The 25,700-nt window shown below is 60.1% G+C and carries 19 protein-coding genes; 5 read left to right on the top strand and 14 right to left on the bottom strand.

Annotation, left to right across the window (positions count from 1 at the left end):
- Positions 1-7: 7 nt before the first annotated feature.
- The 7 genes from OKW98_RS18145 to OKW98_RS18115 all read right to left on the bottom strand — a co-directional run bounded on the left by OKW98_RS18145 (position 8) and on the right by OKW98_RS18115 (position 9,052).
- Positions 8-1,030, bottom strand: coding sequence for an ABC transporter permease (locus OKW98_RS18145; protein WP_265386021.1), 1,023 nt, complete (start codon positions 1,028-1,030; stop codon positions 8-10).
- A complete protein-coding gene (locus OKW98_RS18140) occupies positions 1,030-2,100 on the bottom strand; it encodes a microcin C ABC transporter permease YejB (protein WP_265386020.1) in 1,071 nt (356 codons plus the stop codon). The genes OKW98_RS18145 and OKW98_RS18140 overlap by 1 nt, the downstream gene beginning before the upstream one ends.
- A 1-nt stretch (position 2,101) precedes the next feature.
- A complete protein-coding gene (locus OKW98_RS18135) occupies positions 2,102-4,054 on the bottom strand; it encodes an extracellular solute-binding protein (RefSeq protein WP_265386019.1) in 1,953 nt (650 codons plus the stop codon).
- Positions 4,055-4,116: 62 nt separating this feature from the next.
- Complete coding sequence (locus tag OKW98_RS18130; RefSeq protein WP_265386018.1) at positions 4,117-6,831, bottom strand: TonB-dependent receptor; 2,715 nt, start codon at positions 6,829-6,831, stop codon at positions 4,117-4,119.
- Positions 6,832-7,048: 217 nt separating this feature from the next.
- Entirely contained in the window at positions 7,049-7,453 is a 405-nt protein-coding gene (locus tag OKW98_RS18125) for an ExbD/TolR family protein (protein WP_265386017.1), read from the bottom strand.
- Positions 7,453-8,160, bottom strand: coding sequence for a MotA/TolQ/ExbB proton channel family protein (locus OKW98_RS18120; RefSeq protein WP_265386016.1), 708 nt, complete (start codon positions 8,158-8,160; stop codon positions 7,453-7,455). Before OKW98_RS18120 ends, OKW98_RS18125 begins: the two co-directional genes overlap by 1 nt.
- 52 nt (positions 8,161-8,212) lie before the next feature.
- The gene (locus tag OKW98_RS18115) at positions 8,213-9,052 is read right to left on the bottom strand and encodes an energy transducer TonB (protein WP_265386015.1); all 840 of its coding nucleotides are present in this window, start codon (positions 9,050-9,052) and stop codon (positions 8,213-8,215) included.
- Positions 9,053-10,250: 1,198 nt separating this feature from the next.
- Between OKW98_RS18115 and OKW98_RS18110 the strand changes: the two genes are divergently transcribed.
- A complete protein-coding gene (locus tag OKW98_RS18110) occupies positions 10,251-11,363 on the top strand; it encodes a DUF2817 domain-containing protein (RefSeq protein ID WP_265386014.1) in 1,113 nt (370 codons plus the stop codon).
- 81 nt (positions 11,364-11,444) lie between these two features.
- Here OKW98_RS18110 and OKW98_RS18105 read toward each other — a convergent pair whose 3' ends face one another.
- Together OKW98_RS18105 and OKW98_RS18100 are read right to left on the bottom strand one after the other, a co-directional pair.
- The gene (locus OKW98_RS18105; protein WP_265386013.1) at positions 11,445-12,287 is read right to left on the bottom strand and encodes an NAD-dependent protein deacetylase; all 843 of its coding nucleotides are present in this window, start codon (positions 12,285-12,287) and stop codon (positions 11,445-11,447) included.
- A gap of 779 nt (positions 12,288-13,066) precedes the next feature.
- Positions 13,067-13,891 carry an HDOD domain-containing protein gene (locus tag OKW98_RS18100; protein WP_265386012.1) on the bottom strand — a complete coding sequence of 275 codons (825 nt, stop codon included), beginning with the start codon at positions 13,889-13,891 and terminating at the stop codon, positions 13,067-13,069.
- 280 nt (positions 13,892-14,171) lie between these two features.
- Between OKW98_RS18100 and OKW98_RS18095 the strand changes: the two genes are divergently transcribed.
- A complete protein-coding gene (locus OKW98_RS18095; protein ID WP_265389767.1) occupies positions 14,172-15,191 on the top strand; it encodes a branched-chain amino acid aminotransferase in 1,020 nt (339 codons plus the stop codon).
- Positions 15,192-15,949: 758 nt separating this feature from the next.
- Here the strand turns inward: OKW98_RS18095 and OKW98_RS18090 are convergent.
- The 5 genes from OKW98_RS18090 to OKW98_RS18070 all read right to left on the bottom strand — a co-directional run bounded on the left by OKW98_RS18090 (position 15,950) and on the right by OKW98_RS18070 (position 19,698).
- Entirely contained in the window at positions 15,950-16,876 is a 927-nt protein-coding gene (locus OKW98_RS18090) for a LysR family transcriptional regulator (protein ID WP_265386011.1), read from the bottom strand.
- Between the two features lie 36 nt (positions 16,877-16,912).
- On the bottom strand, positions 16,913-17,842 hold the full coding sequence (locus OKW98_RS18085) for an AEC family transporter (protein ID WP_265386010.1): 930 nt from the start codon (positions 17,840-17,842) through the stop codon (positions 16,913-16,915).
- A 169-nt stretch (positions 17,843-18,011) separates the two neighbouring features.
- The gene (locus OKW98_RS18080) at positions 18,012-18,332 is read right to left on the bottom strand and encodes an RcnB family protein (RefSeq protein ID WP_265386009.1); all 321 of its coding nucleotides are present in this window, start codon (positions 18,330-18,332) and stop codon (positions 18,012-18,014) included.
- 82 nt (positions 18,333-18,414) lie between these two features.
- Positions 18,415-18,723, bottom strand: coding sequence for an RcnB family protein (locus tag OKW98_RS18075; RefSeq protein ID WP_265386008.1), 309 nt, complete (start codon positions 18,721-18,723; stop codon positions 18,415-18,417).
- 117 nt (positions 18,724-18,840) lie between these two features.
- Positions 18,841-19,698: an SDR family oxidoreductase gene (locus OKW98_RS18070; protein ID WP_265386007.1), complete on the bottom strand. Its 858-nt coding sequence runs from the start codon at positions 19,696-19,698 to the stop codon at positions 18,841-18,843.
- Between the two features lie 83 nt (positions 19,699-19,781).
- Here OKW98_RS18070 and OKW98_RS18065 point away from each other — a divergent pair, with 83 nt between their 5' ends.
- From OKW98_RS18065 to OKW98_RS18055, 3 genes are all read left to right on the top strand, one after another.
- The gene (locus tag OKW98_RS18065; RefSeq protein WP_265386006.1) at positions 19,782-20,195 is read left to right on the top strand and encodes a winged helix-turn-helix transcriptional regulator; all 414 of its coding nucleotides are present in this window, start codon (positions 19,782-19,784) and stop codon (positions 20,193-20,195) included.
- A gap of 333 nt (positions 20,196-20,528) precedes the next feature.
- Entirely contained in the window at positions 20,529-25,166 is a 4,638-nt protein-coding gene (locus OKW98_RS18060; protein ID WP_265386005.1) for an RHS repeat-associated core domain-containing protein, read from the top strand.
- Between the two features lie 4 nt (positions 25,167-25,170).
- On the top strand, positions 25,171-25,521 hold the full coding sequence (locus tag OKW98_RS18055) for a hypothetical protein (protein ID WP_108123085.1): 351 nt from the start codon (positions 25,171-25,173) through the stop codon (positions 25,519-25,521).
- The last annotated feature ends 179 nt before the right edge of the window (positions 25,522-25,700 follow it).

The following is a 25,700-nucleotide window of genomic DNA, read 5'->3' as shown; positions in this document are numbered from 1 at the left end:
GCAGCGCTCAAGTCCGAGGGTCGAAGGCGTCGCGGCAGGCTTCGCCGATAAACACCAGTAGCGTGAGGATCAGCGCCAGGGCGCAGAACGCCGTGACGCCCAGCCACGGCGCCTGCAAGTTGCGTTTGGCCTGGCCGATCAGTTCGCCCAGGGACGCGCTTTCGGCGGGCATGCCGAAGCCAAGGAAATCCAGCGCGGTCAGCGTGGCGATGGCGCCGGTGATGATGAACGGCAAGTAGGTGAGGGTGCTGGTCATGGCGTTGGGCAGAATGTGCCGCCACATCAAGGCGCCGTCACTGAGGCCCAGGGCGCGGGCGGCTTTGACGTATTCCAGGTTGCGCCCACGGAGGAATTCAGCGCGGACCACGTCGACCAGCGCCAACCAGGAAAACAGCGACATGATCCCCAGCAGCCACCAGAAATCCGGTTCAACGAAGCCCGACAGAATGATCAACAGGTACAGCACCGGCAGCCCCGACCAGACTTCCTGCAAACGCTGGCCGATCAAATCCGCCAGCCCGCCGTAATAGCCCTGAATCGCCCCGGCAAACACGCCGATCACCGTGCTGATGGCGGTCAGCGCCAACGCAAACAGAATCGACACCCGGGTGCCGAACAGCACCCGCGCCATCACGTCCCGGGCCTGATCGTCGGTGCCAAGCCAGTTGCGTGCGCTGGGCGGGCTGGGGGAGGGCTCGCGGAGTTCGTAATTGACCGTGTCGTAGCTGAACGGGATCGGGGCGAAGAGCATCCAGCCGCCCTTACTTGCGATCAGTTTGCGCACGTAGTCACTTGAATAGTCTGGCTCGAAGGGCAGTTCGCCGCCGAAGTCGGTTTCCAGGTATTGATGCAGGGCCGGGAAATACAGCGCGCCCTGATAACGGACGAGCAAGGGCTTGTCGTTGGCGATCAGTTCGCCGCACAGGCAGATGACCAACAGCGCCACGAACAGCCACAGCGACCACCAGCCGCGCCGGTTGGCCTTGAAGTTGGCGATGCGGCGCCGGTTTTGCGGGGAAAACTCGAACATCAGGCGCTCCTCGCGGAAAAGTCGATGCGCGGGTCGACCAGCGTGTAGCACAGGTCGCCCACCAGCTTGATCAACAGGCCGAACAGGGTGAACAGAAACAGCGTGCCGAAGACCACCGGATAATCCCGGGACACCGCCGCTTCGTAGCTCATGCGGCCGATGCCATCGAGGCCGAAGATGGTTTCGATAAGCAGCGAGCCGGCGAAGAACACCTCGATCAGCGCCTGGGGAATGCCCGCCACCACCAGCAGCATGGCGTTGCGGAACACGTGGCCGTAGAGCACGCGCTGTTCGCTGAGGCCCTTGGCCCGGGCGGTGACCACGTACTGGCGGCCAATCTCGTTGAGAAAGCTGTTTTTGGTGAGGATGGTCAGGGTCGCGAAGCCGCCGATCACCAGCGCGCTGACCGGCAGCACCAGATGCCAGAGGTAATCGCCCAGCTTGCCCAGCGGCGAGAGGCTGGCGAAGTCGTCCGAGAACAGCCCCTGGGCCGGAAACCAGCTCCAGTAGCTGCCGCCGGCAAACACCACGATCAGCAGAATGGCGAACAGAAACGCCGGGATGGCGTAGCCGATGATGATCACCGTGCTGCTCCAGACATCGAAGCGGCTGCCATGCAGCACGGCCTTGCGGATGCCCAGCGGGATCGAGATCAGGTACGTGATCAGCGTCGCCCACAGCCCGAGGGATAGCGTCACCGGCAGTTTTTGCAGAATCAGCCCGGTGACCGTGGCGCCGCGAAAGAAGCTGCTGCCAAAATCCAGCTGCGCGTAGTGAGTCAGCATCAGCCACAGGCGCTCGTGCAGCGGCTTGTCGAAACCGTATTGGTGCTTGATCGCCTCCACCAGTTCAGGGTCCAGACCCTGGGCGCCCCGGCTGATGCCGCCGGTGGCCGCGACCTCGCCACCGCCGCCACCAATTCCGCCTGTTGGGCCCATGCCCTGAACCCGGGCGATGGCTTGCTCGACGGGACCGCCCGGCGCGGCCTGCACGATGAGGAAATTGACCACCAGAATGCACAGCAGCGTGGGAATGATCAGCAGCAGGCGACGCAGGGTGTAGGCGAGCATGTCACTGGCCCTCCGTTTCTGGCATTGGCGTTGGCGCAGGACGGTCGTTCGACACACTGCGTTGTGGCGCCGAACCCGCAGCCATCTGCGCATCGGTCAGTGGCACGCGGCTGACTTCCCACCAGCTTTCCAGGCCGACGTCGTAGATCGGCTCGATGGCCGGTTTGCCAAAGCGGTTGGCATAGACCACCGGTGTGCCTTGGGAGTAATAGTTCGGAATCATGTAGAAACCCCAGAGCAGCACCCGATCCAGGGCGCGGGCGTAGTGCAGCATGTCGTTGCGGTTGTTAGCTGCGACCAGGCCGTCGATGAGGCGATCGACCGCCGGGTTGCGCAGCACCATGGCGTTGGAACTGCCGACCTGGCGGGCGCTTTGCGAGCCGAACAGGTTGTACAGCTCACGGCCGGGGGAGAGGATCGGATTGCCATTGCTCGGCAAGGTCACCACGATCATGTCGTAGTCCCGGGCGTTGAGGCGGTTCATGTACTGCGCCGAATCCACCCGGCGGAAATTCAGGGTGATGCCGATCTGCGCCAGCACACGCTTGTACGGCAGCACCAACCGCTCGAAGCCGCCCTGGCCGTCGAGGAAGGAAAATTCCAGCGGCTGACCGGCGGCGTTCACCAGCCGGTTGTTCTTCGCGTGCCAGCCAGCGTCGGCCAGCAGCTTGAGAGCCTTGAGCTGTTTGTCGCGGATGTAGCCGCTGCCGTCGGTCTTCGGTGCGCGCCAGACCTGATCGAAGACTTCGTCCGGCACCTGCCCGCGCAGGGGCTCGAGAATGCTCAGCTCCTGGGCGTCGGTCAGCTTGGTGGCGGCCATTTCGCTCTTCGGGAAGTAGGTTTGTTCGCGCACATAGAAGTTGCGCATGATCTGGCCGTTGACCCACTCGAAATCCCAGAGCATGGCCAGGGCCTCGCGCACACGGCGGTCCTGGAAGACCGGCTTGTCGAGATTGAACACAAAACCCTGACCGGCCACCGGGCGGCGTTTGGCCAGAATGGTCTTTTGCAGACGGCCGTCCTGCAGGCTCGGTGCGGTGTAGCCGACGACATAGCCCGCCGAGGAGAACTCGCGGTTGTAGTCGAAGTTGCCGGCCTGGACCAACTGACGGGCCACGTCGACATCGCCATAGAAATTCACCGTCAGCGCGTCGAAGTTGTAGAGCCCACGGCTGACCGGCAGGTCTTTGCCCCACCAGTCCTTGACCCGTTCGAAGCTGACGCTGCGCCCGGCGTCGACCCGCGAGACACGGTACGGCCCGCTGCCCAGCGGCGGTTCGAAACCGCCGCCCTTGGTGAAGTCGCGGGTCTTCCACCAGTGCTCGGGCAGGATACGCAGGCTGGCGATGTCCAGTGCGAGGGTGCGGTTGGTGCCGGTCTTGAAATCGAAACGGATCTGCCCCGGCGCTTCAATGACCGCGTCCTTGACGTCGGCGTACAGCGGTCGATAGCTGAAGCTGCCCTGGGTGATCAGCGTCTGCCAGGTGTAGCGCACGTCTTCGGCGGTGATCTGCGTGCCGTCATCGAAACGCGCCTTGGGGTTCAGGTAGAAGCGCACCCAGAGATTGTCGGGGTCGCGTTCCATCTTCTCGGCGACCAGCCCGTATACCGTGTAGGGCTCATCGAGTGAGCGATAGGCCAGCGGCGCATACACCCACGTGTCGATCTGGCTCACGGAAATGCCTTGATCGACATAGGGCGTGAGGTAGTTGAACTGGCCGATCTCCTCGGACGCGCGGCTCATCGAACCGCCCTTGGGCGCGTCAGGGTCGACGTAATCAAAGTGCTGAAAATCAGCGGCGTATTTCGGCGCTTCGCCATAGACGGTCAGTGCATGCACCGGTGTGGCGAAAACCTGAGGAGCGCCAAGCAGCAGCGAGGTAAACAACAGCACCGTGTACAGCAATGCCACGCCCTGCAGCAGGCGTGGCAATGAAAGAGGAGGGGTGCACATGGGCGGACAATCCTTGGGTGCAGCCCGACGCGCCGGAGCACCAGCGCGTCGGGCGTCAGCGCTTAGAAGTGGTACGTGGCGCGGGCGAACAGCGTGCGGCCCAGTGGATCGGTGTAGCGCGGGTCGTAGCCGGACTGGAAGTTGTAAGCCTGGTTGGTGAACGGAGGGTTGCGGTCAAACATGTTTCTCATGCCGACATCGACATCCAGTACTTTTTCGAAGGTGTAACCCGTCGCCACGTCCCATACCGAGTAGGACGCAACGCGCGCGTTCGTGTCGCGGTCGTAATCGTTGTAGCCAGTGGTGAAGCGGTTGGTCAGCGTGGCACGGGCCGGGCCCAGGTTCCAACTGGCTGTCAGGTTGTGTTTCCAGCGCGCAATCACGCCATCACCCTGGAAGTCGCCGACTTTGTCGGTATAAGGCCCTTTGATCGTGCTCTGGAAATCATAAGCGTCGACGTAAGTGCCTTGCAGGCCGAGGCCGAACTGGCCGTATGGCGTGTTCGGGAAGCGGTAGTCCAGCGAGACGTCCACGCCGTTGGTATCGACGTTACCCAGGTTGGAGTTGGTCGCGATGATGTTGGCCAGCGTGCCGTCGGCATTGCGCACGTAACGGTCGGCATAGGCCGTTGAGTCAGAGAACACTGTGGACTCCGGAAACGCCTGGATCTGGTTTGAGATGTGAACCCACCAGAAGTCCAGACCCACCGACAAATCGCGAACAGGCTGATAAACAAAGCCGAAGGTGACGTTACGGGCTTTTTCAGGCGCCAGGTCCGGATTGCCGCCGATCTGACTAAGAAATTGCTGGCCGCAGTCGCGACCGGCGTTGCCGCCAGGCTGCACCACGCCACCGGTACACAGGCGAGGGTCGTTGTAGGACGCTTGGGTGAAGGTAATGCTTTGCGGAGCATAAAGCTCATACAACGATGGCGCGCGGAACCCTTCGCTGTACGCACCGCGAACCACCAATTGCTTGAACGGCTGGTAGCGGAACGAATACTTAGGGTTGGTGGTGCTGCCGAAGTCACTGTAGGCATCGTGACGAATAGCGGCGCTCAGCTCCAGGCTGTCGAGCACGGGCACGTTCAGTTCGGCGTATTCAGCTTTTACAGTACGGTCACCGGTCACGCTGCCGTTTGAGTCCAGGCCCAGGCTGCTGATGTCATCGACGAACGGGTTGAAGTCCTGGTGGAATTTCTCTTTACGGTACTCACCGCCCAAGGCCAGGCCGGAAGGGCCCGCGCCAAACCAGTCACCGATTTCACGGCTGACTCGACCGTCCAAGGCCATTACACGACCGACTGCCGAGGAATACTGGCCGTGATACGCCGCGTCGTCGATGTACTGCTGGCCCGCTGCGGACTGGGCGCCGAACGGGTTGATAGTGCCGTTGGCCAGGCCGGCCACCATGGCGCTGTCGCTGACGTAACCATTGGTGACGGACGAGAGAATTTTGTTCTGGTTATACGAGGCGCCGACGTTGTAGTCCCAGCCGCCAACCAAGCCGTCGAAGGTCAGCAAAATACGCTGGCTGGTGTTCTGGTCTTTGGATTCGCGGCCGCCTGCAGCGGTTTCACGCCAGTTGAGATCTACAGGTTGGGTCGGGTCGAGCGCGAAATTGCTGGGTAGCGGTGTGATGCCGTTCCCAGGGTAATAAGGGGAAGACGGGGCCAGGCTTTGGCCGGTCAGTGGTGCCGGAGCAATGGCGGTGGCGTTGTTGTTGCGCGCCCAGAAGTACTCCAGGCTGACGTTATGATCGTCGGCCAGCTTGCCAGTGGCTTTACCGAAGAACGACGTTTTTTCAGTCTGCGGCACCAGATCAATGTATTGCTTGGTGTCGAAGCGGCAAAGGCCACGGCTCAGTACTTGGCCTGGGCCGCTGCAATTGCTCCCCAGCAACGGGTTGCTGGCATTGTCGCCCTGGTTGTAGTTGGCCGGGAACGAGGTCCCCGAGGTCTGGTCAAGGCCGCGGCCAGGTTGGTAGCTATTGGCAAACGAGCGGTCACGGGCAGCGAGGTTGCCTTGGGTGTTGTAGTTGAACACGCCCATGACATTGAAACGCTGTTCCTCCAGATCGCCGTAGCCCCAACTGGCGCTCATGTCTTTGGTGTCACCGCCGCCGGCAGCGGTAGGGGACGAGCCACCGAGGCTAAGCGAGCCGTCGGTCAGCGCTTTTTTTGTGATGAAGTTGATCACGCCACCAATGGCGTCGGTGCCGTACAACGCCGATGCTCCGTCACGCAGCACTTCCACGCGTTCGATGGCGGCGAACGGGATCATGTTCAGATCGACCGCTCCACCTGCCGAGTTGGTGCCCGACAGCGCGTTGTTGGCAAGGCGACGACCGTTGAGCAGCACCAGGGTTTTGTTCGCGCCAATGCCGCGCATATCGGCGAACGAAGCGCCGCCAGTCGCTGAGCCCACGGAGCCTGCGCTGTTGTTGATGGACTGACTGCCAGTGATGCGCTGAACCAGTTCGGCGGTCGTGGTGACGCCCTGTTTCCTGAGATCATCGGCGCGCAGGATGGTAATAGGCACCGCCGTTTCGGCATCGACCCGGCGAATCGCCGAGCCCGTTACCTCTACCCGTTGCAGTTGCGTGGTCGCAGGCGCTGCAGCGGAGGCTGGTGCGGCAGCTTCGCTGGCGCCATCGGTGTTTTCTGCGCCATAGGCCGGGCTCATGCCGACCGCCAGTGCGCAAATCAGCGCACGGGGGTGGCGTTGTACGGCAACAACAAGGGGCTTGAGGGTAAAACCGGGAAAGCTCATCAGCATGGTAGTTTCCGACTTATTCCAGATGTTATTGAAATGGCCTTGTGAGCCCTCGTTGCTCCGACGCGGTGATGGCGGTCGGGAATTTCCTTATTTCAAGCAAGCCGCTCCCCTCCGAGGCAAAAAACCGGACGGCGGTGAATCGGGAGTAGGGTGTGCAGCGCCGCAGCGGGGTGCGGCGCCTGCTTCAGGTGCAGATCAAGTGCGGGTCATGGGCCGATCATTTCGAGGTCATCACTGAAATTTTGGTAATGCCCGAGCGCTCGATCGACGCCATCGCCTTGGCCACCTGGCCGTAGTTGACGTTGGTGTCGGCCTGCAGCTGTACACGGACCTCCGGGTCCTTGGCCTTGACGTCCTTGAGGCTGAGCTCCAGGGATTCCGGCGCGACTTCGGATTTGGCCAGGTAGAACTTGCCGTCCTGATCGACGCTGACCACCACCGGGTCTTTCTTGTCGGCGGCGGCGGCGACGGCGTCGGTTTTCGGCAGGTTGACCTTGATGGCGTTGGTCATCAGCGGCGCGGTGACGATGAACACCACCAGCAGCACGAGCATCACGTCCACCAGCGGCGTGACGTTCATTTCGCTGAGCACTTCATCGCTGTCTTGGGTGGAGAACGACATCAGCTCGCCTCCCGCACAGCCTGGCTGTGCTTGCTGGCGATGGCCTGACGGTTGATGGCGAAGGCGCTGCGTTGGGCGAGGGCGTCGAAGTCGTGGGCGAAATCATCCATGTCGGCGACGGCGAGCTTGAGGCGACGCAGGAAGAAGTTGTAGATCAGCACTGCCGGGACTGCGACGGCGATGCCGACACCGGTGGCAATCAGGGCGTGACCGATAGGGCCGGCCACGGTTTCCAGGCTCGCCGAACCGCTGGCGCCGATGCTTTGCAACGCTTCCATGATCCCCCAGACCGTGCCGAACAGGCCAATGAACGGCGCGGTGCTGCCGATACTGGCGAGGATGGCCTGACCGGCTTCCAGGGCGCGGCGTTCTTTCTGGATCTGCTGGCGCAGGTTGCGTTCCAGGCGGTCGGAGCGGTTGATGGTGTGGGCGAGTTGCTGGGTGTTGCGCGGGGTGTCATCCACCGCCATCGCTTCGAAACCGCTGTTGGCGATCCGCGCCAGTGAACCCGGGTACTGCGTGGAGTGCTCGGCGGCGGTGAGCAGATCCGGCGCCGCCCAGAAGGCTTTGGTGAACTGTTTGTTCTGGGTCTTTAAGCGTAAGTACTGCGCGGATTTGATCAGCAACAGTCCCCAGCTCAGCACTGAAAACACTACCAGCGCCCAGAGTACGCCGGGGACAATCATCGAAGAGATCGATTCGTTCATGGTTACACCTCACCCGCTCTATAAAAAGTTGTTGTTGATTGGCTGACCGGGTTCATTCGGGCAGCTTGAAGTCGATGGTTTGCGTCGCGAAGCCTTCGATCGGGGTGTCGCCGCGCTTGGCCGGAACAAACTTCCAGTTGCGCACCGTCTCTACCGCCGCATCGTCCAGCACCTGCTTGCCGCTGGATTTGGTCACCTCGACCGTGCCGGCGCGGCCGTTCGGCAACACCTTGATGCGCAGGATCACGCGGCCTTCCATGCCTTTGCGCAGCGCCGCGCCGGGGTATTCCGGTGGCGGGTTGCCCAGGCTGGCGAGCCCGGAAATCGCGGCCGATTCCTTGGCCGGTGCCGGTGCCGGCGCTGGCGGTGCAGGGGATGGCGACGGTGCGGCCGGCGCAGGTGTGCTCGGCGCAGCGGGTGCAGCAGGGGCGGGCGGTGTTGGCTTTTTCACCGGTTCAGGCTTCTTGACCGGCTTGGGCTTCTCGACCTTCGGCTTTTCCACCGGTTTTGGCGGCGGCTTGGCGGCGTCGGGGTCCTCGACCGGCTGCTCCGGTTCAGGAGGCGGCGGTGGAGGCGGAGGTGGCTCAGGTGGAGGCGGCGGTGGTGGTGGCTCAGGTGGAGTTTCCGGGGTTGGCGGTGTCGGGCTGGTCAATTCCACGGTCATTTCGGGCACTTGCGGCGCAACTTCCGGGACGTCGGCTTTAGCGGTCTGCATATACCACCAGAGGGCGCCGTGAATAAGGACCGAGGCGGCAATCAATATCAACACGTGCGTGCGGCTTAGTTCACCAGGGCGCGATGTGTTTTCCTTGAAAGGAATACGCGGCCAGGCCATGGACAGTGCGTCCGGCGCCGGGTCAGGTATGGCTTTCGTTTTTACCGCGTCATTCATTAAAGCTCCCTCGGGTGGTTGAAGGGCAATAAGGGTCCGTTCAAACAAGTTGCCGTGTTTGAAGTTGACGTCCGTGCTGTCGGTAGCACGAGGCCTGGGGGAGCAGGTCTTTAAAGAACCACTCTTATATAAGTGCTGCTGCGCGTTAGCTATGGAGACGACATTGCAGTTCCCTGAATGCTTGTTGAGTACGGAGATGTACGTCTTTGTTTCAGAATGACTACCTAACGATGATCGCTATTGCAACCGCTATGCCAGTGCAGGGCTCTGGGCCGCCATTTCTGGCCTGGATCGGGGCGATGTCGCATTCCTGTAACTTTTTAGCGAATTTCATCAGTTCTGTCTCAGTTGGCTCTATAGAAGCAGGGCAAGTTGCCTGACCAGGGGGCGAACCTATCCACTCAGGTTCACCGCGTGTTTGCGCGTTGACCTGTTCCGGTTGGATCAGAAGTGCAATGCACCAAACGTGATTAAGTAGGTGCAAGTTGGTGCGTGAGCGTTCAAGTGATCATTGTGGTGTGTCCTGAACGTGTGACTTGTCGGTCAGAGTGTGAAGGGTCGTTATCGTTCGCGCGCACTTCTTAAAAACGATCAGTGATGGTTTTTAGTGTGCGTGAATGAACAGCGAGCGATCCCGCGCTATTAAAACTTTTAGTGGGGTAGGCGCACCTGTGCCGAACAGGAGCAATAAAAAGTGGCTACCTGATCGCTATAAAAGCGACAGCCATTAACATCAAAAAAATGTCGGGCACTGCAGCGAATAGGCGTTGCGTTTCAGCCGGAGCGCTGAAGGGAGATGGGGCGGATGGCAGGCTCGCTGACGGATGCGTGCAGCGGAAAAAGCAAGGCGCGGTGTAGGCGGATCGGGTGTGAAGGGCGCATGTCTGGCACGAATCGAATTCCTTATCGACGGACGCCAGACTTCTGGTCGGCGTCCTGCACTGTTTCGGACGGGGTAATGTCCGGTTCCTGCCCATGGGTGCGTTGTGCGCACCGTTTGGCAGCGTAGACTCGCGGCAGCTTGGGCTGGACGCGAAGCGTTTCGTGGTACTGACGTTCCACAAGAGAAACACTAGAAAGAAGTGTGCCAAAACGTGTCCGGTTGTAACATTTTTGACGCAGTGCCCTTTTTAGCGTGGCTGTCGGCTTGTCTATCCCGGCTATGGCCGCGCTGTCGCATGGTCTATGGAGAGCATCAATGAGCCACTTTTTTCCTGATCGTCCGGGTTATCGCCAGCTTCGCGAGCGCTTCCTTGCAGCCGCGACGGCAGCTGGGGCGCGGTTAAGCGAATACGTCCACCCGATGCCGGGGCCGTTTGGCGAGACCCTGACCACGGACGTGGCCTGGCTGGGCGACCCGGATGCGCAGCGGGTGCTGGTGGCGTTGAGCGGCACCCATGGCGTCGAGGGTTATTACGGCTCCGATTGCCAGAGCCGCTGGCTCGAGGGGTTTGACCCACGCTCGCTCCCCGAGGGCGTGGCGATCTTGATGATCCACCTGATCAACCCTTGGGGCACGGCGTGGATGCGCCGGGTCAATGAGGACAACCTCGATCAGAACCGCAACTACCTGGACTTCAGCAAGCCGCTGCCGGACAACCGCGCCTACGCCGACGTCCACAACATTTATGCCTGCGAGCAGTTGCGCGGACCAAAGCGCGATCATGCTGATGCGATGTTTCAGGCAGCGATCGACGCGCGGGGTTGGGCAGGGTTGATGTCGGTGGTGGAGGCGGGGCAGTACGCATTCCCTGACGGCCTGTTTTTCGGCGGCAGCGAGCCGAGTTGGTCCAATCGCACCCTGCGCGCCATCGTCGGGCGTTACTTGCGGGACGCCGAAGTGGTGACCTGTTTCGACCTGCACACCGGCGCCGGGGATTACGGTCATCCGATGCTGATGAGCATCGTCGAGTCAGCCTATCCGGCGCTGGACGATGCCAAGGCGTTGTTCGGGCCGTGGCTGTTCACGCTGATCACCGGTGCCAATCGGGTTAGCGAAACGGGTGTCGCGGCGACATCGACCGGCTATACCTCGCAGATGCTCCTCGACGCGCTGCCGGGGGTGCACTTGATGCCGTTTGTCATTGAGTGCGGCACATACCCGGGCGCGGCGGTGCACGGGCATTTGCGTGATGATCACTGGCTGCACCTGCACGGCGATCCGCTGGACGAGACCGGGCGGCGGATCAAGGAAGGGCTGCTGGAGCAGTTTTACCCCGCGGACCCGGACTGGCAGGAAGTGGCGTGGGTGAGGACGCGGCAGGTATGGGACCGGGCTTTGGCGGCGTTGCCGGGGATTCGCTGCGTTTAGACGTGTGACTGGCTGTATGCCGGATTTTCTTCAACACGGTCTTTGTAGGAGCGCGCTTGCCCGCGAAGAGGCCTTCAATGCCTACGCCTCCAGCAACCGTTCCGCCAACGCCGGCAACAGCACCTCGCACGACGCTTCGATCTTCAGATTGAGCAGGTCATCCGCCCGGGTTTTGCCCAGGTTGATGGCGATCAGCGGTTTGCCCTGATCGCGGATGGCGCGGCACAGACGAAACGCCGAAAACGCCATCAGCGATGAGCCCACGACCAGCAGGCCCTGGGCTTCTTCCACGCGCTGCATGGCCTTGGCCGCCGTGGGTGGCGCGACGTTCTCGCCGAAAAACACCACGTCAGGTTTCATGCGTTCACCCCCGCAGTGGGGGCAGTGGGGCACCTGGAAGCGCTCCTCGAAAGCCGGGTCGAGCAGGGTATCGCCATCGGGCGCCTGCACCGCATCAACCCCCGCCAGGTAGGGGTTTTGCTCGACCAGGGTCAATTGAATGATGTCGCGCTCGGTGCGCTGGCCGCAGTCCAGGCACAGCACCCAATGCAGGCTGCCGTGCAATTCCACCACATCATGACTGCCGGCCTGATCGTGCAAGGTGTCGACGTTCTGGGTGATCACGCCACTGATGAGGTCGTGCTGCTGCAAGCGCGCAATCGCCTCGTGGGCCGGATTGGGTTGCGCGACACGAACACGCGGCCAGCCGAGCATTGCCCGGGCCCAGTAACGACGCCGGGCTTCAGGGGCATTGAGGAATTCCTGAAACATCATCGGCTGCCGACCCCGGCGCACGCCCTCGCTGTCGCGGTAATCCGGAATCCCGGAAGAGGTGCTGATACCGGCGCCAGTTAGCACGACGAACGAGCGGTCGTGCATCCAGTGAAGCAGGGTATCGACGTGGGTGTCAGGAACATCAGGCATGCACAGGTCCTCAAGAGCGGCTGTGCGCTGATACTAGTAGGACCGGCTTCAACCGGGAAGAGGCCCGAGTGAGCGCCATCAGTTTTGCAGCGTGACGCCTGCAGCTTTCCCGGCTGAAGCCAGTCCTACAGTCGAGGTCTCCGCCGGTCTTTCTGAGTGCATGCGATCTGTTAGTGGGACCGGCTTCAGCCGGGAAGGGGCCTGAGTGAGCGCCATCAGTTTTGCAGCGTGACGCCTGACGCTTTCCCGGCTGAAGCCGGTCCCACAGTCGAGGTCATCGCCCGTTTTTCTGAGTGCATGCGATCTGTTAGTGGGACCGGCTTCAGCCGGGAAGAGGCCCGAGTGAGCGCCGTCAGTTTTGCAGCGTGACGCCTGACGCCTTCCCGGCTAAAGCCAGTCCTACAGGTTGACCGCGTTGTGTCAGTCAGACCGCGATCCATTAGTGGGACCGGCTTCAGCCGGCAAGAGGCCTGAGTGAGCGCCATCAGTTTTGCAGCGTGACGCCTGACGCCTTCCCGGCTAAAGCCGGTCCCACAGTCGAGGTCACCGCCTGTTTATCTGGGTGCATGGGATCTATTAGTGGGACCGGCTTCAGCCGGGAAGGGGCCTGAGTGAGCGCCGTCAGTTTTGCAGCGTGACGCCTGACGCCTTCCCGGCTGAAGCCAGTCCTACAGGTTGACCGCGTTGTGTCAGTCGGACCGCGGTCAATTTGTGGGACCGGCTTCAGCCGGGAAGAGGCCGGTTCAGGCGCCATCCACTTCAGACCATGATTGCTTTCCCTAACTCAACAACTCCGCAAACGCCTTGTCATCCTCCAGCACCTTCGGCAGCGCGGTGAACACCGCATCCAGGTCAACCCCCTCCAGCAACGGCCCATCCACTTCCTGCTTGGCCTGCGCGGTGGCGCCGCCGTGATTCTCCAGTGCCGCAGAAATGGTCAATGCCTGAGCCACGATGCGGGGCTGGATCGCGTTACCCGGCGCCTGCATGGGCCGCGCCTGATACGCGATGGCGTTCTGGATGACCTCGGGCAATCCCCAGCGCCGGGCCAGTTCTGCGCCGACTTCCGGATAACCAAAGCCCAGCTGCAACGTTTCAATGGCCGCGCGGCCGGTTGTGCCGGTCTTGGTCACGCTGTTGATGCGCTCGGCAACGGCTGGCGCCCCGGTCTGGATCAGCAGTTCGCCGATGTCGTGCATGACCCCGCAGGTGAAGGCGATTTCCGCATCCGCACCGGACTGTTTCGCCAGCAAACGGCAGATCCCGGCCACTTGAAAGCTCTTCAGCCAGAAGCCCTTCAAATCAAAACTCGGCCCTGCCTTGAACGCGCCGGTCACCGCCGACGCCAGCACCAGCGTGCGCAAGGTATTGAAGCCCAGACGCATGGCCGCGTCCTCAATGCTCGACGATTCCCGCGCGCCGCGAAAACGCGCGGAGTTGGCCAGCCGCAGGATCTTCGCCGCGATCACCGGGTCCTTTTCGATGTTGCCGGCGATGCTGCCCAGATCCGACGACGGGCTGTCGAACTGCTTGATCAGGTCCTGCGCCACCTTGGGAATGCTGGGAAGACTGCTCAAATCGGCGAACAACTGATCGATACCCATGGGTGCTGCTCCTGTCTCAGACGATGTACACACCATAGGCAACATTGGCGAATCTGCACACGTCCAGTAGTGCTTTTGCTACAGACGGCACAAACCTCGGCGCTTGAGGCGGGCCGCAGCGTATCTTTTTCAGCTCATCTGCCGCCTAGGCGGTTTGCAGGGAGAAAAATCAGTAAGATGGCGACACACCGGAACGGGTCGCGTCCTGTACCGGGCCTTATTGATGAAACGCCAGACGCCGGAACCTACCGGCCGCGCTGGCCTGGACATAGAGGGTGTCATGGGTAACGAAAGCATTAACTGGGACAAGCTCGGCTTCGACTACATCAAGACCGACAAACGCTACCTGGCTCACTGGCGCGATGGCGAGTGGGACCACGGCACCCTGACCGAAGACAACGTGCTGCACATCAGCGAAGGCTCGACCGCGCTGCATTACGGCCAGCAATGCTTCGAAGGCCTTAAGGCCTATCGCGCCAAAGACGGCTCGATCAACCTGTTTCGCCCCGACCAGAACGCTGCGCGCATGCAGCGCAGCTGCAGCCGTCTGCTGATGCCCCACATGCCGACCGAGCAGTTCATCGAAGCGTGCAAGCAAGTGGTCCGCGCCAACGAGCGTTTTATCCCGCCGTATGGCACTGGCGGCGCCTTGTACCTGCGTCCGTTCGTGATCGGCGTTGGCGACAACATCGGCGTGCGCACCGCGCCCGAGTTCATCTTTTCGGTGTTCTGCATTCCGGTTGGCCCGTACTTCAAGGGCGGCATGAAACCGCACAACTTCGTGATCTCCAGCTACGACCGCGCCGCGCCACAAGGCACCGGCGCTGCGAAAGTCGGCGGCAACTATGCGGCGAGCATGATGCCGGGTGCCGAGGCCAAGAAAGCCAACTTCGCCGACGCCATCTACCTGGATCCGTTGACCCACACCAAGATCGAAGAAGTCGGCTCGGCCAACTTCTTCGGGATCACCCACGACGACCAGTTCATCACACCGAAATCGCCGTCCGTGCTGCCGGGCATCACCCGTCTGTCGTTGATCGAACTGGCGCAAAGCCGTCTGGGCCTGAAGGTCACCGAAGGCGAGGTGTTCATCGACAAGCTTGACCTGTTCAAGGAAGCCGGCGCGTGCGGCACCGCTGCGGTGATCACCCCGATCGGCGGCATCAGCTACAAAGACAAACTGCACGTGTTTCACAGCGAAACCGAGGTCGGTCCCGTGACCCAGCGCTTGTACAAAGAGCTGACCGGCATTCAGTCCGGCGACATCGAAGGCCCGGCGGGCTGGATCGTCAAAGTCTGATCCGACGCGTCCTGCACGCCTGAAAAACCACCGCCTTTGTGCGGTGGTTTTTTTTCGCCTTCGATACGGTCAGGTGTGCAATCGCCGACGTCGGGCTATGAAACGACTGAACTGACCCCCCAGTGCAATTCCGGTGGGTGGGCTATGGTTCTAGCGGGCTGCTTTGGTCTGCAGTCTGATAGCATCCACACCATCAGCACTGCTTATATTGGACGTAAGAGGACGTTTTTTAAAAAACTCGCTTAAGAAGTTTTATAACAATCATCCATTAAGAGTTGGGGCGCCGGGGAACGTGGTTTCTTCCTCGTCTGGAGAGCTAAATTGAAAAAAACGCTAAAAGAAAAAGTTTCAGAAATGGATTTAGAAACCAAAAGGCAATTCTTTAGAAGCTCCTGGCTCACAGGTACTTTTGTCTTCGGCGTCATAATGACGTGTGTGATGTTCAGCGATGGTATTGTGGACACTCCGAAGATAACGATCGCGGCAGTGGTCTTTTCGATTGTGTCGCTATTACTGTTTTTCCACTTTAAAACGTTGGTGTATTCAAAGTCATGAGTGCGGGGCAAAACTTACTGAACATTTTCAGAGCTTTTAGTGGGTTTTTGATGTGGTTTAGTTTGATCTACGCTGAAATGTTGTAAATAAACCAGTCCCCTTTAAAAACACTGGATGTACGCGATCCTTAGTGGGACCGGCTTCAGCCGGGAAGAGGCCGGTGTGTGCGCTATCAATTTCACGCTGTGACACGGGACGCCCGGCTAACGCCGCTCGCGCGAGCCCTTCGGCTCGACCCCATATTCCGCGAGTAACACCTCCAGCCAATCCATGAACACCCGGCATCGCTGGGGCAGGTGCCGGCGGTGGGCGTAGAGCAGTGACACTGGCATCGCCGTCGGCCGGTACTCGGGGAGGATTTCGATCAACGCGCCGCGTTGCTGCTGGTAAGCGTCGGCCAGGCGCGGAATCTGGATGATCCCGAGCCCGCCGACACACGCCGCCTCATAAGCTTCGATGTTGTTGACCGTCACGCTGCAGGGCATCGGCACATAGAAGTCCTTGCCTTCGCGGCAATACTCGAACAGCGCATCGGCAGTGCCAAACGCGGGCGCATAGTTGACCAGCCGGTGCTGCTGCAGCGCTTCCAGATTCTGCGGAATGCCGAAGCGGTCTGCATACCCTTGGCTCACGCAGTTGATCATCCGGAGCAGGCCAACGTTGCGCGCGACCAGCGGCGTGTCCGGCAACGCGCCGATGCGCAGTACGCAATCAAACCCCTCGCGGACCAGATCGACGCGCCGGTCCGTGCTGCTGATTTCAAGCTCGATCAGCGGGTGCCGCTCAAGAAATTCACTTAGCCGGGGCATCACCAGCCGCCGCGCGATGGCGGTGGGCATGTCGACCCGCAGACGCCCGCTCAGCACCGAGCTGTCCTGCCGGAACAAGCCTTCAAGCTCGTCCATCTGGCCAAGCAGATCCTTGCTGCGTTCGTACAGCGCCTGGCCGTCGGGGGTCATTTGCACCTTGCGCGTGGTGCGCAAGAGCAGACGCGCGCCGAGCAATTCTTCGAGGCTGCGAACGTGCTCCGACACCGTCGAGCGCGGCAGGCCCAAGGCATCGCCGGCGTGGGTGAAGCTCGACAGCTCGGCGACCCTGACGAAGGTTTTCAGCAAGTCCAGCTTGTTCATGGCGACGCACCCCACCTTATGCCCGACGTCAGCCCGTCAGCCGTTGATGTAATAAATGCACAGCGACAGCGTCACCAGCGAGCCCAGCGTCGAGATCAGGATCGTGCTCGACACCACCGACGCCTCGCGCTTGTAGTACTCGGCCAGCATGAACGGCCCGGTGCCGGTGGGCAGGGCGCTCAACAGCAGGGCCGAGTTGGCCCACAGCGGCGACAGGTGGAACACCCGAAACGCCAGAAACCATGTGAACAGCGGGTGAGCGATCAGCTTTATCAGCACCAGCAACGTCGTGCCCTCACGGGGGCCTTGCTGTTTTTGAGCGAGAAACAGGCCCAGGGAAATCAGCGCACAAGGCGTCGTCGCGGCACCCAGCAGGCTGAGGAATTTGTCCAGCGCGCCCGGCAATGCCACGCCGGTCGAGGCCCAGCAGGCGCCAAGGATCGGTGACACCACCAGAGGATTTTTCGCCAGCGCCAGCAGCACTTTGAGCACGATGCGATGCACGCGGGCCTCGCTTTGCAGCCCGATTTCGATGCACACCAGGGCGATGCCGAATACCACGCAGACCACCAGCAACGAGGCGATGAGCGCCGGTTCCAGGCCTTCCTGCCCCAGGACCATGACGCACAACGGAATGCCGATGTAGCCGGTGTTGGCGTAGGACGCGCTGAGGGCATCAATGCTGGCATCGGCGAAATGCCCGGCCTTTCTGCGCCGCAGCAGCAAGGTAATGACGAACATCGCCAGGGTCGACAGGGTGAAGGTCAGCACGAAACCCGGGTGCCAGATCTGCGCCCAGGTGGCGTGGGCAGTGGCGGTGAACAGCAGGGCCGGCAAGCACAGCCAGACCACCATTCGGTTGATTTCAGAGGCGGCGGTCGGCCCGAGGCGGTTGGTGCGGCGACAGAGGTAGCCCACCAGAATGAGCGCGAAGATCGGAAGTAGGACATTCAAGACGGAAGACATCGAACCCGGGCCTATGGCGCAACAAACGAGAGCCGCAGAGTAGAGGGCGCAATCGTTAGGGTGCAACCTTTCTTGTCAGCGGTAACCGGAGGGGAAGGGCGTTTGCACGAGTCGGGATGGCAAAGCGGTGCCCGACGGGTATCGGGCACGGTGGACGGTATATCGGCAATTACTTTTTAAGCGGTTTGAGGTTGCCCGGCGCGATGTCGAGGACCTTGCCGTCTTCCATGTTGATGAGCGCGTATTTATCGCTGATCAGCACCCATTGCGTGCCTTCCTTGGGTGCGGTCAGGCCTTTGCCCTGCCAGTCCTTGACGCCGACGCGTTCGTCTTTGTAGAGGTCATGGGTGGTATCACCGACCTTGTACTGTTCATTGGTGTGTTCCGCCTGCACGCTTTTGGTTGCAGGGGTTTGCGCCATCGCCGCGAAGCTGGTGCCGCTCAGACATGTGACCACGGCCGCGCAGGCCATCAGGTTTTTCATGTTCATGGGAATTCCTTTGGGCGTTCTTATAGGTTCTTTTCAGCGATGCGCGCCCTGTGAACCCGGCGCGCTGGGTCAATGACCCGACTTATTTCTCGATCGGGACAATCTTGGTGATCTGGCCGTTGGTGGTCTGCACTTCGACGTATTTGTCGTGGATGCGCGTCCACTGGCTCATCTTGGCCGGTTCTTCCAGGCCCTTGGCTTTCCAGTCTTTGATCGCGGCGTCTGGACGCTGAAATTCCTGCGGCGAACGGCTGCCGACTTCTAGCTCGCGCATGTTGTCTCTGGAAGGTTGAATGGTCGGCTCCGTTGCGTTGGCGGCCTGCACCGTGAAACTCGCGACGGAAATGCTACCCAGAATCGCCAGACCGGCAATGAGCGATTTGCTGTTCATTCGAAACTCCTTGGCCAGCGCGTGGTGCGCTGTCATTAGTTCCGACCGTGGTGAGCGCAAATCATTCAGTGGACGTGCTGGCGCGCCGCCCGCTGTTGCAGGTGGTGGCGGCGAATGTCAATGGGACAGCGCCTCAGTAATGCTGGTGGACAGTGGCGTGGTCGGCCGGCCCATCAGGCGGCTCAACTGCCCACCGTCGTCGAACAGCGCACCTTTGGCCGCGGCGGCATCGGAGTTGGCGAGCAACTCGGCGACGAACTCCGGAAGCCCGGCCTGCAGCAACGCAGCCTTGTACTCAGCTTCTGGAAGATCGGTGTAGACGACAGGCTTGCCGGATTGCTCCGCGATTTGAGCGGCGAATGCCTTCAGCGTGTAAGACTCGTCGCCGGCCAATTCGTACACCTTGCCCGCCTGATCCTCAGTTGACGTCAGCACAACGGCCGCCGCCGCTGAGTAGTCCGCCCGCGCGGCTGAGCTGATCCGGCCTTCACCTGCGCTGCCGTAATGCGCGCCGTTCGCCACCGCGTGGGCCACGCCGGCCGTGTAGTTTTCGTGATACCAACCGTTGCGCAACACCACCGCCGGAACGCCGGACTGCGCCAGCGCCGCCTCGGTCTGCTTGTGCTCCTCGGCCAGGCCCAGCGCGGAGGTGTCGGCGTGGAGCACGCTGGTGTAGCCCAGCAGTTTCACGCCGGCGCGTTTGGCGGCATCGATCACCGCGCGATGCTGAGCCACGCGCTGGCCCACTTCGCTGGAGGAAATCAGCAGGACCTTCTCGGCGCCTTCGAAGACGCGGTCCAGCGTGTCCGGCTGCGAATAATCGGCTTGACGGACCTGCACGCCTTGGGCGGCGAGATCGGCCACTTTCTCAAGGTCACGGGCGGCCGCAATGATCTGCGAGGCAGGCACGGTTTCGAGCAGTTGAGCGATGACGAGGCGGCCCAGCTGGCCTGATGCACCGGTGATGACGATCATGATGATTCCTGAACAAGGTGAATGAGCGATCAGCATAGTCAGCGTGCTAACCTTTCGTAAGTACGTACGAAAAGGTAAGTGTGATGAACGATATTACTTCTCCCTCTGTAGGCACTGTCTCTTTGCTCGAGAGAATCCGTACCGGTGAGGTGCTGGCTCGGGATTGCCCGTCGCGGGACATCCTCAATCATGTGTGCAGCCGGTGGGGTGTACTGGTGCTGGTGGTGCTGCTGGACGGCATGCACCGGTTCAGCGAGCTGCGCCGCAAGATCGGCGGCGTCAGCGAAAAGATGCTTTCGCAGACACTGCAGAGTCTGGAACAGGACGGGTTCGTTGATCGCAAAGCGCTGCCGGTGGTGCCGCCCCATGTCGAATACCGACTGACCGCGATGGGCGAGGAGGTGGCGTTGCAGATGGACGGGCTAACGACTTGGATCGAGGAAAATCTGCCGCGCATTCTGGCGGTGCGGGAGGGTAGAGCGGTGGTGCTTGAGTGATCGGGTTAGCCCGTTTAGAGCGTTGGTATTTTATTGCCATGATGCGCAAGAAGTTGCGCACTTGATTGTATGTTTTAGGGTGCCTTCTGCTCTGTAAGCCACGTCTTTTGTGGCTTGCATGCGAGTGCGCAAGAAGTTGCGCAGGGGTGCGCAACTTCTTGCGCACTTTTACTTTGTTATCGGGTTTGGCGTTCGCTAAAGCCTGCTGTTTTCTTTCTTAAGCTATTGATTTTGTTTGACTAATCTCTAGTTGGCATAAGCCTTGATATCTCCGTGGCCCCCGGTTTGGCATTCACGCCTTTTCGGATGGTTTTTTGAGCACGGAGAGCATCCTTGGCGACCCCCCTAAATCTGCCCGTTGGTGGTGAGAAACGCGAACCTCAAGTGGCGATCGTTCCACTTGATCAGATCCAGCTTGAGGACGTCGGGCTGGGTGCGGCGAATGTCGATGCGTGGCTGCAGGACATCAGCGGCGGGGTTGTCACGCTTGAACGGATCAAGACCGTGGCCGGCGGACTGCCGGTGGTGGGCAACATCATGGCGCTGGTTGATGCGCTGAATGACATCGTTCGGCTTTCTACAAGCTCGGAGCGAGACCCGCTGGATTGGGTGAGTCTGGGCATCAACCTGATCGGGATGGTACCGATTCCGCCGGGCATGGCGGCGGCGAGGATGAGCCTGCGGCCGATGCTGTTTCTGGTGCGCCAGGAAATGCGTCAGGCGGGGAAGATGGTGTTGGGCGACGCGCTGATCGAGATTCTGATCGGGCACCTGAATGCAACCATTGTCGGCACCCTTGATGACTTTGCGACACAGGCGCAGGGGAAGCTCCCCGGGATTCTCGAGGATGCGGGGAAACTGGGCGAAGGCGTGCTGCTTCAGCTTGCAACTGGCCTGGAGAGGTTGGCCAATCCGGATCTGAACGCCAAGGCAGATTTGCTTGAGGCGGAGCAGTTGGTTCAGGCCGCTGGTGATCTTTGGGCCTACGATCCTCAGGCTGCGATCGGCAATATTTTCGCGGCGGCTGCGGATGTTTGCGTTGCGGCGGGTAAGGGTGCGGTCAACGGTGCTGCTGAATACCTCGTGCCTGAAGCGGTTAAAAAAGAGGTGGGCAGGCAGGCCAAGTTATTGCGTGATCTGGCTCCTCAGCTTCGCACGCAGATCACAGGGTTGGGGAATCCCGGAGCTCAGCATTCTATCGCTGCGTTGCTGGTTAGTTTGGAGGGTGCGGTCGTCAGCTGGCGCTCGCGCAACGGGCATGGGCAATCTTTCAACATCAAGCCTGGCGTTACTAATCAGGCCAAGCGCCGGGGCGGGGAAGGCAAGCTTGAGGCTGTTCAGTTCGAGAAACCTGCCAAGGGCTTGCCTAATCCGGAAATAAACTGTGCCTGTGCTTATACGGGCCACAGCATCAGCTTTGCGATGGGCTCGGAGTCGGTCAGTCATACCGATTTCAGTTTGCCGGGGCCGTTTCCCATTGAATGGACGCGGACTTATTGCTCGAGTCTGGATGCGTTCGATGGGGATGTTATCGGCGCACGCTGGATCACGCCGTTTACGACACGCTTTGATCTCGTCGGTGATGGTTTGGTGTTTCATGACTCCGATGGGCGTAGCCATGAATTCCCTCTTCCCAAGGTCAAGCTGTTTCACTTCAACGCCATTGAAAACCTGACCGTCGTTCGCCTCAGCAAAGATCGGTTATTGCTGATGCGGGGCCTTGAGCACAGGGAAACCTATGTTCGTCGAGGTGATCGGTTTGTCCTGATCAACAAGGTTCTGCCCAACGGCGCCGGAGTCATGCTGCATCACGAGCATCGGCATGATGGGGATTCGGTGCTCTCCGAGTTGGTCACTTACTCGGAAAAAGATGCCAACAAGGTCCATCTTCGCTTGGGCACTTTGATTGATGATCTGGGGCGGCTGACGGGTCTTTGGGAAATTCGGGACGGCGACGTCAAACGCCAACTCTGTGCGTATCAGTACGATGATTCCGGCGATCTTGTTCTGGCCCAAGACGAGCACGGCTCGGCCTGGCGTTATCAGTATCAAAATCACCTGATCACTCGCTACACCGACCGCACCAATCGTGGCTTGAATCTGCAATGGCAAGGAACAGGCCCCGACGCGAAAGCTGTCCGTGAATGGGCTGACGACGGCAGTTTTGATACGCGATTGGCGTGGGATAAAAACATCCGCCTGACCTACGTCACTGACGCTTTGGGCCACGAAACCCGGCATTACTACGACAGCCTTGGTTATACCTATCGCATTTGCCACGCGGATGGCCGCTCCGAGTGGTTCTTTCGTGATCAGGCGAAAAACATCATCCGCCACGTCCACACCGACGGCAGCACCGACCGTTATCGCTACGACAAGCTAAGCAACCTCACCGAACACACCCGCGCTGATCACAGCGTGATGAATTACGCCTACGACGACAAAAGCCATCTGATCAAGATCAGCGATGGCGAAGGTGGGCTGTGGAAGCGTGACTACGACCTTCGCGGAAATCTGATCGAGGCGATCGACCCGCTAGAGAACGTTACCGAATACGCCTACAACAAATTCGGCCTTCCTACCGCGATCAAGGACGCCAACGGGAATACCAAGAAACTTGAGTACAACGCTGCGGGCCAGTTGCTTAAGTACGTTGATTGCTCCGGTAAAACCAGCAGCTGGGAATACGACGAACGCGGCCAGATGGTTCGCTTCGCCGATCCCGCAGGCCACGCGACTGAGTACGAGTACAAAGCCGGCCACCTGGTGCTGATCAAGCACCCGGACAAAACCGAAGAGCGCTTTAGCCGGGACGCCGAAGGTCGTTTGCTGGCCCATTCCGATGGCCTGGAACGCTGCACGACATGGCGTTACAACGCTGCCGGCTTCATCGCCGAACGCGTGGACGCCGCCGAGCAAACCCTGCGCTACCGCTGGGACAAACTCGGCCGGTTAATTGCGCTGGAAAACGAAAACGAACGCAGCGCCCATTTTCACTACGACCCGGTTGGGCGCCTGCTGGAAGAGCGCAGCTTCGACAATCGCTCGACCCGCTATCAGTACGATCCGGAAACCGGGCGTCTTGCCGAGATTATCAACGTCCAACGCAGCATTGCTCTGACCTTCGACCCCGTGGGCCGCCTGACCGAACGCCGCGCCACCCTCGGCGAACAGTCCCAGAGCGAAACCTTCGCCTACGACGGCAATGGCCATCTGGTCATGGCGACCAACGCCATCAGCAAGCTGCAATGGTTTCACGACCCGGCCGGCAATCTGCTGCGCGAGCATCAGCATTACTCGAATCTGGACAAGCCACTGGTTGCCGTTTGGCAGCACGAGTACGACGCGCTGAATAACCGCGTCGCCACTGTTCGCCCGGATGGACACCGCGTCAGTTGGCTCACCTACGGCAGCGGTCATCTACTCGGCCTGAAGCTCGATGAGCATGAACTGCTCAGCTACGAGCGCGACGACCTCCACCGCGAGATCAGCCGGCACCAAGGCAATAACCTGCTGCAAACCCAGCAATGGGACCCGGCAGGACGCCTTCAAGAACAGCTACTGGGCCGAGCAGACGATAAAACCACGCTCATCAAACGCGCATACACCTACGACGCCGCAGGCCAACTTACCGATATCAATGACAGCCGTCGCGGTCCGCTCTCATATCGCTACGACCCGGTCAGTCGTCTGCTCACCGCCACCAGTCGTTTGGGTATGGAAACCTTCGCCTTCGACCCTGCAAGCAACCTGCTCAACGAAACCGCCGCGCCGGTCCGCCGGCCTTTAGATCCTGAGCCAGTCCGCCACAAGCTGATCGACAACCTGCTGCGCGACTACGCCGGCGGCCACTACGAATACGACGAACGCGGTAACCAGACCGAGCGCTGGACCAACGGCCTGCGCAGCGAACTGCACTGGGACCTCTTCGATCGTCTGGTGCACTTCTGCGATCCGCGCCTTACCGCAGACTTCGGTTACGACCCACTCGGACGGCGCCTCTACAAACTCTCAAAAGCCCATTACCGACCTCGTCCAGAAGCCGGTACTGGCTGGAACGAAAACGAACACGCCCGTAAAGAGCGCGAGCTCGGCTGCGGCTTCACGCTATACGGCTGGGACGGCGACAACCTGGCGTGGGAAAGCAGTCCACCGCCGTACGCCGGAGCTCTCGGCCGCACGGTGCATTACATCCACGAGCCCGGCACTTTCGTCCCGGTGGCCCAGGCCATTCGCCACGAAACGATTCGTCTCGTCAGCCAGCCGACCTATCAGGGCCGCTACAACTTCAAGGAAGACCCGCTCTGGACCTACAAACCGGTCGCACTGCCCATCGACGTCCTCGCCTGGTACCAATGCGACCACCTCGGCACACCCCAGGAAATCACCGACCAGAACGGCAACACCGCCTGGAGCGCGCAATACAAAGCCTGGGGCGAAGCAACCGAACAGCGCTCCGAATTCGCTCACCAGATCGGCCTGACCAACCCAATCCGCTTCCAGGGCCAATACCACGACCACGAAACCGGCCTGCACTACAACCGCCATCGGTACTATGATCCAGAGCTCGGGCGGTTTATCAGTAAGGATCTGATTGGTTATGAGGGTGGCATTAATGTTTATCAATACGCGCCGAATCCCTCAGGCTGGACAGATCCGTTGGGGTTGGCTGCCCATCGTGGCCGGATCCAGGCTCAAGGTGCGAAGCTCGAGGAGTCGGTCGCTTGGAACCAGGATAAGCCCCTGACCGCGAGTGAAGCCAAACAAAAGCTGAGTGAGCTGAAGGCAAAACTTCACAAAAAGGACCTTTCCGTCCGTGAGGATGCTTTCAAAAAAGCGGAAAAATACATCGACAACGCGGCTAAGTGCGGGGGTGCAGATGCTTCCATCAGTCACACTTTTAAGGTGAAGGACACTAAGCACGAACGTGTTGATATTGAAGTAATCACTGGCAAGGCGTTTACGGAGTAACTGAATGTTTGATGAGTACTTGAATGACGAGCAGTGCTATATTGAACTGGAGCAGTATCTATATGATCGGTTCTTTCTTGAGTGTGACGCGAACGGCGTAGAATTAAAAAAGTTTAAAGTGCCTTTTTATAATACGGCCTTTTCTAATGGCACGCCGTTCAGGGAGGGTAATCCTATATTCTCCGCACGAAATGAAGCCGCCGGCACTATTCTCAGAATAGTCCTTGATGAAGACACTGATTCATTAGTGTCTTATCGCGACAAAGATATGGGGTGTGAGCTCGTTATTATAGCGAGGATAACTTCATTGGCGGACATCACCGAAAAGATGGCCGAATGGGTTAGATCTCAGTAACTGAGTTCGGAGCTGTTGGGACTTTATCTGTTTAACGGAGACGAGTGTGTAAGACGAAGGACCTTACGATATGCGCGTAATACAAGAGGAGTTTAAGGGGACGGACCCCTTTAACTCTCATTTGCGAGCCCTTGTGCAAGGAGGAACCTCAACGACACTTAGAAACGACGCAAAGCCGC

This window comes from Pseudomonas sp. KU26590, from assembly GCF_026153515.1.
Classification (GTDB): Bacteria; Pseudomonadota; Gammaproteobacteria; order Pseudomonadales; family Pseudomonadaceae; genus Aquipseudomonas.
This window is presented reverse-complemented; position numbering and strand designations above follow the sequence as displayed.

Bases quoted from the DNA above. Each gene is read 5' to 3' on its own strand.
- OKW98_RS18125 (WP_265386017.1), bottom strand. From the start codon at position 7,453: ATGTCGTTCTCCACCCAAGACAGCGATGAAGTGCTCAGCGAAATGAAC.
- OKW98_RS18065 (WP_265386006.1), top strand. From the start codon at position 19,782: ATGAACGATATTACTTCTCCCTCTGTAGGCACTGTCTCTTTGCTCGAG.
- OKW98_RS18075 (WP_265386008.1), bottom strand. From the start codon at position 18,723: ATGAACAGCAAATCGCTCATTGCCGGTCTGGCGATTCTGGGTAGCATT.
- OKW98_RS18140 (WP_265386020.1), bottom strand. From the start codon at position 2,100: ATGCTCGCCTACACCCTGCGTCGCCTGCTGCTGATCATTCCCACGCTG.
- OKW98_RS18120 (WP_265386016.1), bottom strand. From the start codon at position 8,160: ATGAACGAATCGATCTCTTCGATGATTGTCCCCGGCGTACTCTGGGCG.
- OKW98_RS18105 (WP_265386013.1), bottom strand. From the start codon at position 12,287: ATGCCTGATGTTCCTGACACCCACGTCGATACCCTGCTTCACTGGATG.
- OKW98_RS18100 (WP_265386012.1), bottom strand. From the start codon at position 13,891: ATGGGTATCGATCAGTTGTTCGCCGATTTGAGCAGTCTTCCCAGCATT.
- OKW98_RS18090 (WP_265386011.1), bottom strand. From the start codon at position 16,876: ATGAACAAGCTGGACTTGCTGAAAACCTTCGTCAGGGTCGCCGAGCTG.
- OKW98_RS18145 (WP_265386021.1), bottom strand. From the start codon at position 1,030: ATGTTCGAGTTTTCCCCGCAAAACCGGCGCCGCATCGCCAACTTCAAG.
- OKW98_RS18055 (WP_108123085.1), top strand. From the start codon at position 25,171: ATGTTTGATGAGTACTTGAATGACGAGCAGTGCTATATTGAACTGGAG.
- OKW98_RS18095 (WP_265389767.1), top strand. From the start codon at position 14,172: ATGGGTAACGAAAGCATTAACTGGGACAAGCTCGGCTTCGACTACATC.
- OKW98_RS18135 (WP_265386019.1), bottom strand. From the start codon at position 4,054: ATGTGCACCCCTCCTCTTTCATTGCCACGCCTGCTGCAGGGCGTGGCA.
- OKW98_RS18115 (WP_265386015.1), bottom strand. From the start codon at position 9,052: ATGAATGACGCGGTAAAAACGAAAGCCATACCTGACCCGGCGCCGGAC.
- OKW98_RS18070 (WP_265386007.1), bottom strand. From the start codon at position 19,698: ATGATCGTCATCACCGGTGCATCAGGCCAGCTGGGCCGCCTCGTCATC.
- OKW98_RS18085 (WP_265386010.1), bottom strand. From the start codon at position 17,842: ATGTCTTCCGTCTTGAATGTCCTACTTCCGATCTTCGCGCTCATTCTG.
- OKW98_RS18130 (WP_265386018.1), bottom strand. From the start codon at position 6,831: ATGCTGATGAGCTTTCCCGGTTTTACCCTCAAGCCCCTTGTTGTTGCC.
- OKW98_RS18110 (WP_265386014.1), top strand. From the start codon at position 10,251: ATGAGCCACTTTTTTCCTGATCGTCCGGGTTATCGCCAGCTTCGCGAG.
- OKW98_RS18080 (WP_265386009.1), bottom strand. From the start codon at position 18,332: ATGAACATGAAAAACCTGATGGCCTGCGCGGCCGTGGTCACATGTCTG.